Raw genomic sequence first — 12,950 nt, 5'->3', positions numbered from 1 at the left:
GCCGTCAGCCACGTACGGACCGTCCGTACACATGGGAAGGGCAACAGCATGAAGGGCACCGTGGGGGAGCTGGGGGAGTTCGGGCTGATCAGGGAGCTCACCTCCCGGCTCACCTCCACTCCGGCGGTACGGATCGGGCCGGGCGACGACGCCGCGGTCGTCACCGCGCCGGACCGCAGGGTGGTCGCCAGTACCGACATCCTGCTGGAGGGCCGGCACTTCAGGCGCGACTGGTCCACCGCCTACGACGTCGGCCGCAAGGCCGCCGCACAGAACCTCGCCGACATCGCGGCGATGGGCGCGGTGCCCACCGCGATCCTGCTCGGCCTGGTCGTCCCCGCCGAGCTCCCCGCGACCTGGCCGACCGAGCTGATGGACGGCCTGCGGGACGAGTGCCAGGTGGCCGGGGCCGCGGTCGTCGGCGGCGACGTCGTGCGCGGCGACACCATCACCGTCGCCATCACCGCGCTCGGCGACCTGCGCAACCAGGAGCCGGTCACCCGCGCCGGCGCCCAGCCCGGTGACGTGGTCGCGGTGACCGGCTGGCTGGGCTGGTCCGCCGCCGGGCACGCCGTGCTGACCCGAGGCTTCCGCTCACCGCGGGCCTTCGTCGAGGCGCACCGCCGCCCCGAGCCGCCGTACCACGCGGGCCCGGCGGCCGCCGGACTCGGCGCCACCGCCATGACCGACGTCAGCGACGGGCTCGTCGCCGACCTGGGGCATATCGCCGAGGCCAGCAAGGTCCGGATCGATCTGCGGTCCGCCGCGATCGACATCCCCTCGCAGATGTCCGACATCGGCACGGCGGTCGGCGTGGACCCGATGCAGTGGGTGCTCAACGGCGGTGAGGACCACGCGATCGTGGCCACCTTCCCGCCGGATGTGAAGCTGCCCGCCCGGTGGAAGGTCATCGGAGAGGTGCTCAACCCGTCCGCGCTGCCGCAGGTGACGGTGGACGGCGCCCCCTGGGCGAAGGCCGGCTGGGACCACTTCGGGGACAACGAGTAGAGGGGGCGGCGCGGAGCGGCGTCTTCTGGGGGTGGAGGTCGGGTGACGGGCGGGCGAGTAGATTCGGCGGCATGCGCATACCCCCACGCGTCCTGACCGTCGCCGGGTCCGACTCCGGCGGCGGCGCGGGCATCCAGGCCGACCTGAAGACGATGCTGGCGCTCGGCACCCACGGCATGAGCGTGCTGACCGCCGTCACCGCCCAGAACTCCCTGGGCGTCCAGGGCGCGTGGGAGCTGCCCGCCGAGGCCGTCCGGGCCCAGTTCCGCAGCGTCGTGGACGACATCGGCGTCCAGGCGGTCAAGACCGGGATGCTCTCCTCGGCGGAGCTGGTCGAAACCGTCGCGGAGCTGCTCGCCGAACTCACGGTCCCGGTCGTCGTCGACCCCGTCGGGGTGTCCAAGCACGGCGATGCGCTGCTGGCCGCCTCCGCGCTGGACGCGGTGCGCGGCAAGCTGCTGGCGACGGCCACCGTCGCCACCCCCAACCTGGACGAGGTCGCCCAGCTCACCGGCGTACACGTCCGGGAGGAGGCCGATATGCGCCGGGCGGCCGCCGCCGTCCTGGAGTTCGGGCCGCGCTGGGCCCTCATCAAGGGCGGCCATCTGCCGGCCGCTCAGGACGACCGGCACGGCGGCGCCCGGGAGACGGCCGTCGATCTGCTCACCGACGGCACCGAGGAGCACTGGCTGCGCGCCCCCCGCCACGACAACCGGCACACCCACGGCACCGGCTGCACCCTCGCCAGCGCCCTCGCCGCACGGCTGGCCAGGGGCGACACCGTCCCGCAGGCCGCCGCGGCCGCCAAGGAGTACGTCACCGGCGCGATCGCGGCCGGCTTCCGGCTGGGTGCGGGCATCGGCCCCGTGGACCACGGCTGGCGGCTGCGCGAGGCGCACTGAGCCCGACGCCCACCGGGCGCGGCCCCGGGAACGGCCCCGGGAACGGCCCCGGGAACGGCCCCGGGAACGGCAGAAGCCGGTCCACCACGGAGGTGGACCGGCTTCCTAAGCAACCGGTCGGGCTGCGCTACGGCTAAGGCGTCAGCGCGAGACCTTGCCGGCCTTGATGCACGAGGTGCAGGCGTTCAGCTTCTTCGGCGTGCGCCCGATCACTGCACGAACCGTCTGGATGTTGGGGTTCCAACGACGGTTGGTGCGGCGATGCGAGTGCGAGACACTCTTGCCGAAGCCCGGCCCCTTGCCGCAGACGTCGCAGTTGGCAGCCACGGGTCACTCCAAAGACTTCAGATGCACTTACGGTGAAATCCCGACGAGCCGAGTGCATTGCCCGGCCGGCGTCGTCAGGAGAGAAATGGCCCGATTCGCATCGGGCAACCGGAGCAGCATACAACGACCGCTCCCGTAGAACGAAACTATCACGCACCCCAGGGCCCCCGCCCCGGCCTCTCCGCCCGGTCGCGGCTACTGTGCGGTGCATCCCGTGACCCAGGAGGACGACGTGCCGTACCCGCTCGACGCCGCCGCGGTCCGCTCCTGGTGCGGGCTGGCCCTGGAGGCGCTCGGCCGGGAACGCGAGCGGATCGACGCGATCAACGTCTACCCGGTGGCCGACGGCGACACCGGCACCAACCTGTATCTGACGCTCGAATCGGCCGCCCGCGCGGTCGAGGCGGCCTTCGACGGGCACGCCTCGGCCGGTACCGCCCCCGGTCTGGCCGACGCCATCGGCGCCATGGCGCACGGCGCCCTCATAGGGGCGCGCGGGAACTCCGGCACCATCGTGGCGCAGCTGCTGCGCGGGATGACCGAGGTGCTGGCGGCCGCGGACGGCGGAGACGACGGCGGAGCGGACGCGCTGCGCAGATCGCTGCGCCGGGCCGCCTCCGCGACCTACGAGGCCGTCGCACACCCCGTGGAGGGCACCGTCCTGACCGTCGCGACCGCGGCTGCCGACGCCGCGGAGCGGATCGCCGGGGGGAGCGGCGGCGCGGCCGAGGTGGCCCACGCCGCCCACGAGGGCGCCCGCAGCGCCCTGCGGGCGACCCCCGGGCAACTGGCGGTCCTGGGCCGGGCCGGTGTCGTGGACGCCGGCGGCTGCGGACTCGTCGCCCTCCTGGGGGCCCTCGCCGACGCGCTCAGCGGGAAGGTCTCGGTGACCCCGGTCGCGGTGCGCGCCGACGCCCCGCTGCCCGAGGCGGCCGGCTGCGAGGCCGCCGCCCGGACGGCAGCGGAGGGCTGCGGGGACCCGGCCGGGCCGGCCTTCGAGGTGATCTACCTGCTGGAGGCCGACGACGCGGCCGTGGCGCGGCTGCGCACCCGGCTCGACGCCCTCGGCGACTCCCTGGTGGTGGTCGGCGGGGACGGCCTGTGGAACGTCCATGTCCACGTCGACGACGCGGGCGCGGCCGTGGAGGCCGGTATCGAGGCGGGCCGGCCGTACCGGATCCGCATCACCCACTTCGGCGGCGCCGGCCGCGCCAAGGAGCCCGCGATGGCCGCCCGGGCCGTGGTGTCGGTGGTGCCGGGCGACGGACTCGCCGGACTGTGCGCGCAGGCCGGCGCCACACCGGTCTCCGTACGCCCCGGGGAGCCGCCCGCCAGCGGCGAACTGGTGCAGGCGATCCGGCAGGCGCACGCCCGCGAGGTGATGCTGCTGCCCAACGACCCCGAACTGCGGCACACCGCGGCGGCCGCCGCCGAACAGGCCCGCACCGAAGGCGTACGGGTCGCGCTGATCCCCACCCGCGCCGCCGTCCAGGGCCTCGCGGCGCTGGCCGTCCACGAGCCGGACCGCAGCTTCGACGAGGACGTGGTCGCGATGACCTCGGCAGCGGGCGCCACCCGCTACGCCGAGCTGGCCCGCGCCGAGCGGCAGTCGTGGACGATGGCCGGGGTCTGCCAGGCCGGCGACGTCCTGGGCCTGATCGACGGCGATGTCGCGGTGATCGGCTCGGACCTCACCCGCACCGCGATGACGGTCCTGGACCGGATGCTGTCGGCGGGCGGGGAACTGGTCACCCTGGTCCTGGGCGCCGAGGCGCCCGACTCCCTCGCCGAGCGGCTGGAGCGGCATGTGCGCGAGCGGCATCTCGCCGTGGACACCGTCGTCTACGAGGGCGGCCAGTACGCCGCGCCGCTGCTCATCGGCGTGGAGTGAGCGCACCGTGCCGGTGGGTGAACGGCGATTGTCAGAGGCGTGGTGTGCAATAGACGCGTGGCTGCGCTCGACGAACCCCTGAAGAAGATCCTCGGCGGTACCACCGCGAAGGTGCTGGCCGAGCAGCTCGACCTGCACACGGTCGGCGACCTGCTGCACCACTACCCGCGCCGCTATGCCGAGCGCGGTGAGCTGACCCGCCTCGCGGATCTCCCGCTGGACGAACACGTCACGGTCCTCGCGCAGGTCGCCGATTCCCGGGTGCTGAAGTTCAACGCCGGCCGGGGCCAGCGCCTGGAAGTGACGCTCACGGACGGCAGCGGCCGGCTCCAGCTGGTCTTCTTCGGCAAGGGCATCCACAAGCCGCACAAGGAGCTGCTGCCGGGTCGGCGGGCGATGTTCGCCGGCAAGGTGTCGGTCTTCAACCGCAAACTGCAGCTCGCCCACCCCGAGTACGAGCTGCTCGACCGCGACGCCGGCGACGGGGCCGACGCGGCCAGCGCGTTCGCCCATCAGCTGATGCCGATCTACCCGGCCTGCCAGCAGATGGCGTCCTGGAAGATCGCCAAGGCGGTCGACGCGGTGCTGCCCAGCGCGCAGGACGCCGTCGATCCGCTGCCCGAGGCGCTGCGCGAGGGGCGCGCCCTGGTCCCGCTCACCGAGGCGCTGCTCAAGATCCACCGGCCGGGGAGCAAGGCCGATATCGCCGATGCGCGGGCCCGGCTGAAGTGGGACGAGGCGTTCGTGATGCAGGTCGCCCTGGCCCGCCGCCGCCTCGCCGACACCCAACTCCCCGCCGTGGCCCGCAAGTCGGTCAAGGGCGGCATCCTCGACGCCTTCGACGCCAAGCTGCCCTTCACCCTCACCGACGGCCAGCAGAAGGTCAGCCGGGAGATCTTCGACGACCTGGCGACCGAACACCCCATGCACCGCCTCCTCCAGGGCGAGGTGGGCTCCGGCAAGGCGCAGCCGCTGGACGCCCTGGTGCTGACGCCGCGCGGCTTCCGGCCCATGGGGGAGATGGCGGTCGGCACGGAGGTGGTCGTGCCGAGCGGCCAGACCGCCGTGGTGGACGGGGTCTTCCCGCAGGGGGAGCGGGAGGTGTGGCGGCTGGTGCTGTCGGACGGCAGCGCCGTGGAGTGCGACGACGAGCATCTGTGGATCGTCGGGGCCCGCGACACGCAGGAGCGGGTGCTGACGACGCGCGAGCTGCGCGGCGATCTGCTGGGCGCCGACGGGCGGCCCAAGTGGTCCATCGCGCCGGCCGTGCCCGTGGACCTCGACGGCGGGGAGCTCCGCCCGCGCGATCCGTACGAGCTGGGCAGGGCGCTGGCCGACAACGGGAGCCGGGTCCCGGACGCCTATCGGAACGCACCGCTCAAGGAGCGGCTGGCGGTGGTACGGGGCCTGATCGACGCGGGGGGCGAGTGCGTCGGGAACGGGACGGCGTTCCGCGCTGCCCCCGCCCCGCTGGCCGATGACCTCGCCTGGCTCGTGCGCTCCCTGGGCGGCAGCGCTCGCCTGGTCCCCACGGCAGGAGTGGACGGTTGGTACGACGTCGCCGTGGCGCTTCCCGACGCCTACCCGCTCTCCGGGGGGACGGACCCGACGCCCCGGCGGCCCCCGGGCGATGCCCGCTTCCGCCGCACCATCGAGGCCATCGAGCACATCGGCCGCAAGCCCGTCCAGTGCATCAGCGTCGCGCACCCCGACCACGCCTATGTGACCGACCACTTCACCGTCACCCACAACACCATGGTCGCGCTGCGCGCCATGCTCGGGGTGGTCGACAGCGGCGGCCAGGCCGCGATGCTCGCGCCGACCGAGGTGCTGGCCCAGCAGCACCACCGCTCCATCACCGAGATGATGGGCGAGCTGGCCGAGGGCGGCATGCTGGGCGGGGCCGAACAGGGGACGAAGGTGGTGCTGCTGACCGGCTCCATGGGGGCCGCGGCCCGCCGCCAGGCGCTGCTCGATCTGGTCACCGGCGAGGCCGGCATCGTCGTCGGCACCCATGCCCTGATCGAGGACAAGGTGCAGTTCCACGACCTGGGGCTGGTGGTCGTCGACGAACAGCACCGCTTCGGCGTCGAGCAGCGCGACGCGCTGCGCGGCAAGGGCAAGCAGCCGCCGCACCTGCTGGTCATGACGGCCACGCCCATTCCGCGCACGGTCGCCATGACGGTCTTCGGCGATCTGGACACCTCCGTCCTGGACCAACTCCCCGCCGGGCGCTCGCCGATCGCCAGCCATGTGGTGCCCGCCAAGGACAAGCCGCACTTCCTGGCCCGCGCCTGGGAGCGGGTCCGCGAGGAGGTGGCCGCCGGGCACCAGGGCTATGTGGTGTGCCCGCGGATCGGCGACGACGAGGACGAGGCACCCAAGGGCGGCAAGAAGGGCGGATCGGGCGCCAAGGGGGCCGCCGCCAAGGCGAGTTCGCCGGAGGACGCCGAGGAGAAGCGCCCGCCGCTCGCGGTGCTCGATATCGCCGAACAGCTCTCCGGGGGACCGCTCGCCGGTCTGCGGGTGGCGGTGCTGCACGGCCGGATGGCGCCGGACGACAAGGACGAGGTGATGCGGTCCTTCGCCGCCGGCGAGCTGGACGTGCTGGTCGCGACGACGGTCATCGAGGTCGGGGTGAACGTCCCGAACGCCACCGCCATGGTGATCATGGACGCGGACCGCTTCGGCGTCTCCCAGCTGCACCAGCTGCGCGGGCGGGTCGGCCGCGGCTCGGCGCCCGGCCTGTGCCTGCTGGTCAGCGAGATGCCCGAGGCCAGCCCCGCCCGGGCCCGGCTGGCCGCCGTGGCCGGCACCCTCGACGGCTTCGAGCTCTCCCGAATCGACCTCGAACAGCGGCGCGAGGGCGATGTCCTCGGACAGGCGCAGTCCGGCGTCCGCTCCTCGCTGCGGATGCTCACGGTCATCGACGACGAGGAGATCATCGCGTCCGCCCGGGAGGAGGCCACGGCGCTGGTCGCCGACGATCCGGAGCTGACCGGCTATCCGGAGCTGCGGATCGCGCTCTCCGCCCTGCTGGACGAGGAGCGGGAGCAGTATCTGGACAAGGGCTGAGGGGGAAGCGACGAGCGGGGCGGTGCCGCTCACCGGGCGCGGGACGGGGGCCCTCCGCGCCGCTCGGCCGTGAGATCGATCACGGGCCCGGGCCCCCGCACGGCGCCCCGGACGGCCTCTCGCCGCCGGTCGACGGAATATCGTGGAGGAGCGGAGCCCGACCGGCTTCCACCAGCACTCCACACCGACCACGCGCAACGTAAGGACGGGCCCATGACCCGCGTGATCGCCGGTACGGCCGGCGGCCGCCGCCTGGCCGTACCCCCCGGCAACGGCACCCGCCCGACCTCCGACCGGGCGCGCGAGGGCATGTTCTCCACCTGGGAGTCGCTCGACGGACCGCTGGCCGGGGCCCGGGTGCTCGATCTCTACGGCGGTTCCGGCGCCGTCGGGCTGGAGGCGCTCTCCCGCGGCGCCGCACACGTCCTGCTGGTCGAGGCCGACGCCCGTGCCGTGCGCACCATCCGCGACAACGTCCGCACGGTCGGCCTCCCGGGCGTCGAGGTCAGGGCCGGCAAGGCCGAGCAGACCGCCGCCGCACCGGCCGCCGGGGACCCGTACGACATCGTCTTCCTGGACCCGCCCTACGCGGTCACCGACCAGGAACTGTGCGAGATCCTGCTCACACTCCGTGGTCAGGGGTGGCTGACCGAGCAGGCACTCGTCACCGTGGAACGCAGCACCCGAGGCGGCGCGTTCCCATGGCCGGACGGATTTGAAGCGATCAAGGCCCGTCGCTACGGCGAGGGGACGCTTTGGTACGGTCGCGCCGCTTCGACGTCCGCCGAATCGACGTCAACAAGCGTGTCATGACCGGATCGGAGAGCGAGGAACCCGAGTTGCGCCGCGCCGTCTGTCCGGGGTCGTTCGACCCCATCACCAACGGGCACCTGGACATCATCGCCCGTGCCTCCAAGCTGTACGACGTCGTCCACGTCGCCGTGATGATCAACCAGTCCAAGAAGGGGCTGTTCACGGTCGAGGAGCGGATCGACCTGATCCGCCGGGCCACCGCCGAGTACGGCAACGTCGAGGTCGAGTCCTTCCACGGCCTGCTCGTCGACTTCTGCAAGCAGCGCGACATCCCCGCGATCGTCAAGGGGCTGCGCGCCGTCAGCGACTTCGACTACGAGTTGCAGATGGCCCAGATGAACAACGGTCTGTCGGGCGTGGAGACCCTCTTCGTGCCCACCAACCCCACCTACAGCTTCCTGTCCTCCAGTCTGGTCAAGGAGGTCGCCGCCTGGGGCGGTGACGTCTCCCACCTGGTCCCGCCGTTCGTCCTCGAAGCGCTCACCGAGCGGCTGCGCAACAAGGACTGACCCCGCCCCCGGCGCACCGGCCGCGACGCTTGGCTGACGGGTAGTCAGTTGGTGTCGGGGGCAGGGCCCGTGGACGTACAGTCGACCCGTTCCGTCGTTCCAACACCCCAGAGAGTGGCGAGTCCAAGGTGGACGTGCAGAAGAAGCTCGACGACATCGTCGCGACCGTCGCCGGTGCCCGGTCCATGCCCATGTCGGCATCGTGCGTGGTCAACCGCGCCGAGCTGCTCGCCCTGCTGGAGGAGGTGCGCGCGGCCCTGCCCGGCTCCCTCGCGCAGGCGCAGGAGCTGCTCGGCGGGCGCGAGCAGATGGTCGAGCAGGCGCGCGCCGAGGCGGAGCGGATCATCGAGTCGGCGCACGCCCAGCGCGGTTCGCTGATCTCCGACACCGAGGTCGCCCGGCAGTCCCAGGACGAGGCGGACCGGATCCTCTCCGAGGCCCGCCGGGAGGCGGAGGAGATCCGCGCCGAGGCCGACGACTACGTCGACAGCAAGCTCGCCAACTTCGAGGTCGTGCTCACCAAGACCATCGGCTCGGTCGACCGCGGCCGCGAGAAGCTGCTCGGCCTCGGCAACGGCCTGGACGATCAGGGGTACCCGGACGAGGACGGCACCGAGGCCCCCGAGCGCAGCGCCGACCCGGAGACCCTCAGGCAGCGCGCCGACGTATACGTGGACGCCAAGTTCGGGGCGTTCCAGGCCGTACTGACCAAGACGCTGGAGGCGGTGGGCCGGGGCCGCGACAAGCTCCAGGGCGCCCGGGCGGTCGACGAGCTGGGCGCACACCTGGCGGCGCAGAGCGACGATCCGCACTCCGCCCTGCCGCAGCAGGCCGACGCCGAGTACCTGGCCGGCCTGGCGGGCATCGGCGCCGACCAGGACCCGCAGGCGCCCCAGCTGCCGCAGCAGCAGCCCCAGGAGCACCAGCAGCCGCTCCAGCCCCAGCAGCAGGGCTACTACCCGGACCCGGCGGCCTACCAGCAGCAGGACGTCTACGGCTACCAGCAGCCCCACGACGTCGTGTACTCCCAGGACGCCCAGCACCAGAACGCCTACGGCTACGAATGGCAGCAGCAGGGCTACGACCCGAACGCCTACCTCCAGCAGCAGGTGCCCGCGCAGCCCCAGCACGCCCCGCACGACCAGAGCGCGCAGCCCGGCGCCCTGGACGAGACCAGCCTCTTCGACACCAGCATGATCAGCCTCGATCAGCTGCGGCAGTACGAGGAGGGGCGCCAGTAGGCGACCGCGCTGCCGGACCGGCCGGCCGGGAGCGGATTGGGCCTATCGGGGCCCGTCCAGTATCCTGGCTCTTCGGTCGCGCGTATGTACGCGATCTCGGCTGCCCGAATTTCCACGATGGAGTACGGGCGGCGTGAAATCCCCGGAGAAAGCAGGAAGCCATCAACGCCCGCCTCGACCACCGCTCCCCTCTCGTGTTCGACACACGTGAGCTGGGCCGGCGTCCAGGTGCGCTCAAGAGGGTCTCCCGCTCCGTCGAGGCCCCCCGGGACCTCGGCAACGAGGTGATCGGCGTGCCCCAGGGCGCACCGGTCGAGCTCGACCTCCGCCTGGAGTCGGTCATGGACGGGGTGCTTGTCACAGGTACCGCCCGTGCAACCGTCAAGGGGGAGTGCGTAAGGTGTCTGGAGCCGCTGGAGCGAGAGCTCGACAGCGACTTCCAGGAGTTGTTCGCCTACCCCGACGCCGATGCCAGGGTCCACGACAAGGACGCCGGCGACGACGCCGAGGATGAGGAGGACACCCTCTCCCTCGAGGACGACCTGTTCGACCTCGAACCCGTGCTGCGGGACGCGGTGGTGCTTGCACTGCCGATGCAGCCGGTGTGCCAGGACGACTGCCCGGGCCTGTGCTCCGATTGCGGAGCGCGGCTGGCGGACGACCCGGACCACCACCACGACGCCGTCGACATCCGTTGGGCGGCACTGCAGGGACTCGCCGGGACCGTCAAGGACGGCGAGAAGGACAACATGGGCGGCGCCGAAGCGGGCGTCGACGAGAAGCAGGAGAAGTAGCCGTGGCTGTTCCGAAGCGGAAGATGTCGCGCAGCAACACGCGCCACCGCCGGTCGCAGTGGAAGGCTGCGGTCCCCACCCTGGTGGCGTGCGAGCGCTGCCACGAGCCCAAGCAGCAGCACATCGCGTGCCCCGCTTGCGGCACCTACAACAAGCGCCAGGTCCTCGAGGTCTGAGCGGCTGGTGACAGGCTCTATGTCAGACGCCACATCGACATCCCGCTCACGCGGGGATGAACCGACTCCGGCGGACACGGCCTCGTCTCACACGCTTCTGGAAGGGCGGCTCGGGTACAAGCTCGAGTCCGCCCTTCTGGTGCGTGCGCTGACGCACCGCTCGTACGCATACGAGAACGGCGGTCTGCCCACCAACGAGCGGCTTGAGTTCCTCGGGGACTCGGTGCTCGGCCTGGTGGTCACCGACACGCTGTACCGCATCCACCCCGACCTGCCGGAGGGCCAGCTGGCCAAGCTCCGGGCCGCGGTGGTCAACTCGCGTGCGCTTGCCGAGGTGGGCCGCGGCCTCGACCTCGGCGCCTTCATCCGCCTCGGCCGGGGCGAAGAGGGCACGGGCGGCAGGGACAAGGCGTCCATCCTCGCCGACACCCTCGAAGCGGTGATCGGCGCGGTCTATCTCGACCAGGGCCTCGACGCGGCCGGCGAGCTGGTGCACCGGCTCTTCGACCCGCTCATCGAGAAGTCCTCCAGCCTGGGCGCGGGCCTGGACTGGAAGACCAGCCTCCAGGAACTCACCGCGACCGAAGGTCTCGGCGTCCCGGAGTACCTGGTCACCGAGACCGGACCGGACCACGAGAAGACCTTTACTGCTGCCGCCCGCGTCGGTGGTGTCTCGTACGGCACCGGCACCGGCCGCAGCAAGAAGGAGGCCGAGCAGCAGGCGGCCGAGTCCGCATGGCGCGCGATCCGCGCCACGGCGGACGAGGCGGCCAAGGCGGCGGCTTCCGGTGACGATGCGTCGCAGGGGGCCGACGGCTCGGCTCCGGCCGGCGACGGCTCGTCGTCGGCACACTGAACCACCGTTTCTGACCCCGCCCGGGGCGGCCGAGCGTCGCCCCGGACGGGGTCAGAAGTCTTTCCCGAGGAGCCCACCGTGCCCGAGCTGCCCGAGGTCGAGGTCGTCCGCCGCGGACTGGAGCGCTGGGTCGCCGGCCGCACGATCGACACCGTCGAGGTGCGCCACCCCCGCGCGATCCGCCGGCACACGGCCGGTGCGGCCGACTTCGCGGCCCGACTGGAGGGGCTGCGCATCGGCACGGCCCGCCGGCGCGGCAAGTACCTCTGGCTCCCGGTGACCGGGGGCGGCCCGGCCGCACAGACCGCCGCCGAGGGCCTCGCGCCCGTCGTCACACCGTCCGTCACCCACGGCCTGGCGATCCTCGCCCACCTCGGCATGAGCGGCCAGCTGCTGGTCCAGCCGCACGACGCCCCCGACGAGAAGCACCTGCGCATCCGCGTCCGCTTCGCCGACGACCTCGGCACCGAACTCCGCTTCGTCGACCAGCGCACCTTCGGCGGCCTCTCGCTGCACGACACCGTCCCCGGCGACGCCGAGCAGCTCCCCGACGCCATCGCCCACATCGCCCGCGACCCGCTCGACCCGGCCTTCGACGACGCCGCCTTCCACGACGCGCTGCGCCGCCGCCGGACCACCATCAAGCGGGCCCTGCTCGACCAGACCCTGATCAGCGGCGTCGGCAACATCTACGCCGACGAGGCGCTGTGGCGCAGCCGGCTCCACTACGACCGGCCGACCGCCACCTTCACCCGCCCGCGCACCGCCGAGCTGCTCGGCCACGTACGGGACGTGATGAACGCGGCGCTCGCCGTGGGCGGCACCAGCTTCGACAGCCTCTATGTGAACGTCAACGGCGAGTCCGGGTACTTCGACCGCTCCCTGGACGCCTACGGCCGCGAGGACGAGCCCTGCCGCCGCTGCGGCACCCCTCTCCGCCGCCGCGCCTGGATGAACCGCTCCAGCTACTTCTGCCCCCGCTGCCAGCGCCCGCCGCGGACGGGCTGAACGTAGCAGTCGGATAACTCCTGCCCGCCGCGGATGTACCGCGGCGGAGGGGGCCCGGTAAGTTCAGCGCACATGACAGAGGACGCCGCGAGCATCGACCGGCAGCAGCTCATGCAGGAGGCGCTTGAGGAGTACGCATCGCGCAGCGATGACCAGCTTGACTGGATCCTCGGGCTCGTCCGACACCGCCTCGGCGCCGCGCGCCGGATGGGCGTGGACATACCGGAAGGACTGGCCGAACGGGTCTCCCGGCTGTCCGCGAAGCGCGGCTGGCCGATCGACCAGCCGCAGCCCTGAGCCGGGGAAGCATCCGATGATCAAGCTTCTGCCCGCGACCTTACCCACCGGCA

At 72.5% G+C, this 12,950-nt stretch carries 13 protein-coding genes; 12 read left to right on the top strand and 1 reads right to left on the bottom strand.

Translation table 11 applies throughout. From position 1 onward, the window contains the following. Nucleotides 1-48 precede the first annotated feature (48 nt). The gene (locus ACZ4NB_RS24045) at nucleotides 49-1,008 is read left to right on the top strand and encodes a thiamine-phosphate kinase (RefSeq protein ID WP_467664585.1); all 960 of its coding nucleotides are present in this window, start codon (nucleotides 49-51) and stop codon (nucleotides 1,006-1,008) included. A gap of 71 nt (nucleotides 1,009-1,079) precedes the next feature. After that, nucleotides 1,080-1,910: a bifunctional hydroxymethylpyrimidine kinase/phosphomethylpyrimidine kinase gene (gene thiD / locus ACZ4NB_RS24040; RefSeq protein WP_467664583.1), complete on the top strand. Its 831-nt coding sequence runs from the start codon at nucleotides 1,080-1,082 to the stop codon at nucleotides 1,908-1,910. Between the two features lie 141 nt (nucleotides 1,911-2,051). Here the strand turns inward: thiD and rpmB are convergent, their stop codons facing one another. After that, nucleotides 2,052-2,237, bottom strand: coding sequence for a 50S ribosomal protein L28 (rpmB, locus tag ACZ4NB_RS24035; RefSeq protein ID WP_006602870.1), 186 nt, complete (start codon nucleotides 2,235-2,237; stop codon nucleotides 2,052-2,054). Nucleotides 2,238-2,451: 214 nt separating this feature from the next. Here rpmB and ACZ4NB_RS24030 point away from each other — a divergent pair, with 214 nt between their 5' ends. The 10 genes from ACZ4NB_RS24030 (at nucleotide 2,452) to ACZ4NB_RS23985 (ending at nucleotide 12,897) form a co-directional block, all read left to right on the top strand. Next, nucleotides 2,452-4,128, top strand: coding sequence for a DAK2 domain-containing protein (locus ACZ4NB_RS24030; protein ID WP_467664582.1), 1,677 nt, complete (start codon nucleotides 2,452-2,454; stop codon nucleotides 4,126-4,128). Between the two features lie 57 nt (nucleotides 4,129-4,185). Then, the gene (locus tag ACZ4NB_RS24025; protein WP_467664580.1) at nucleotides 4,186-7,203 is read left to right on the top strand and encodes a helicase-related protein; all 3,018 of its coding nucleotides are present in this window, start codon (nucleotides 4,186-4,188) and stop codon (nucleotides 7,201-7,203) included. A 213-nt stretch (nucleotides 7,204-7,416) separates the two neighbouring features. After that, entirely contained in the window at nucleotides 7,417-8,016 is a 600-nt protein-coding gene (gene rsmD, locus ACZ4NB_RS24020; protein WP_467664578.1) for a 16S rRNA (guanine(966)-N(2))-methyltransferase RsmD, read from the top strand. Nucleotides 8,017-8,042: 26 nt separating this feature from the next. Then, nucleotides 8,043-8,525: a pantetheine-phosphate adenylyltransferase gene (gene coaD / locus ACZ4NB_RS24015; protein ID WP_393493991.1), complete on the top strand. Its 483-nt coding sequence runs from the start codon at nucleotides 8,043-8,045 to the stop codon at nucleotides 8,523-8,525. A gap of 128 nt (nucleotides 8,526-8,653) precedes the next feature. Continuing rightward, nucleotides 8,654-9,766, top strand: a complete 1,113-nt coding sequence (locus tag ACZ4NB_RS24010; protein WP_467664576.1) for an ATP synthase F0 subunit B — start codon at nucleotides 8,654-8,656, stop codon at nucleotides 9,764-9,766. A gap of 194 nt (nucleotides 9,767-9,960) precedes the next feature. Next, nucleotides 9,961-10,560, top strand: a complete 600-nt coding sequence (locus tag ACZ4NB_RS24005; protein WP_467664574.1) for a YceD family protein — start codon at nucleotides 9,961-9,963, stop codon at nucleotides 10,558-10,560. Between the two features lie 2 nt (nucleotides 10,561-10,562). Then, on the top strand, nucleotides 10,563-10,736 hold the full coding sequence (gene rpmF / locus ACZ4NB_RS24000) for a 50S ribosomal protein L32 (protein ID WP_028802425.1): 174 nt from the start codon (nucleotides 10,563-10,565) through the stop codon (nucleotides 10,734-10,736). 19 nt (nucleotides 10,737-10,755) lie between these two features. Then, on the top strand, nucleotides 10,756-11,592 hold the full coding sequence (gene rnc / locus ACZ4NB_RS23995; protein WP_467664572.1) for a ribonuclease III: 837 nt from the start codon (nucleotides 10,756-10,758) through the stop codon (nucleotides 11,590-11,592). A 78-nt stretch (nucleotides 11,593-11,670) separates the two neighbouring features. After that, a complete protein-coding gene (gene mutM, locus ACZ4NB_RS23990) occupies nucleotides 11,671-12,600 on the top strand; it encodes a bifunctional DNA-formamidopyrimidine glycosylase/DNA-(apurinic or apyrimidinic site) lyase (RefSeq protein WP_467664570.1) in 930 nt (309 codons plus the stop codon). A gap of 72 nt (nucleotides 12,601-12,672) precedes the next feature. Then, entirely contained in the window at nucleotides 12,673-12,897 is a 225-nt protein-coding gene (locus tag ACZ4NB_RS23985; protein ID WP_467664568.1) for a hypothetical protein, read from the top strand. Nucleotides 12,898-12,950 lie beyond the last annotated feature (53 nt).

The organism is Streptomyces sp. NPDC026575 (genome assembly GCF_055567415.1).
The sequence above is the reverse complement of the archived record's forward strand: the minus strand, read 5'-3'. Positions and strand labels throughout refer to the sequence as shown.

Bases quoted from the DNA above. Each gene is read 5' to 3' on its own strand.
- ACZ4NB_RS24045 (WP_467664585.1), top strand. From the start codon at position 49: ATGAAGGGCACCGTGGGGGAGCTGGGGGAGTTCGGGCTGATCAGGGAG.
- thiD (WP_467664583.1), top strand. From the start codon at position 1,080: ATGCGCATACCCCCACGCGTCCTGACCGTCGCCGGGTCCGACTCCGGC.
- rsmD (WP_467664578.1), top strand. From the start codon at position 7,417: ATGACCCGCGTGATCGCCGGTACGGCCGGCGGCCGCCGCCTGGCCGTA.
- rnc (WP_467664572.1), top strand. From the start codon at position 10,756: ATGTCAGACGCCACATCGACATCCCGCTCACGCGGGGATGAACCGACT.
- ACZ4NB_RS23985 (WP_467664568.1), top strand. From the start codon at position 12,673: ATGACAGAGGACGCCGCGAGCATCGACCGGCAGCAGCTCATGCAGGAG.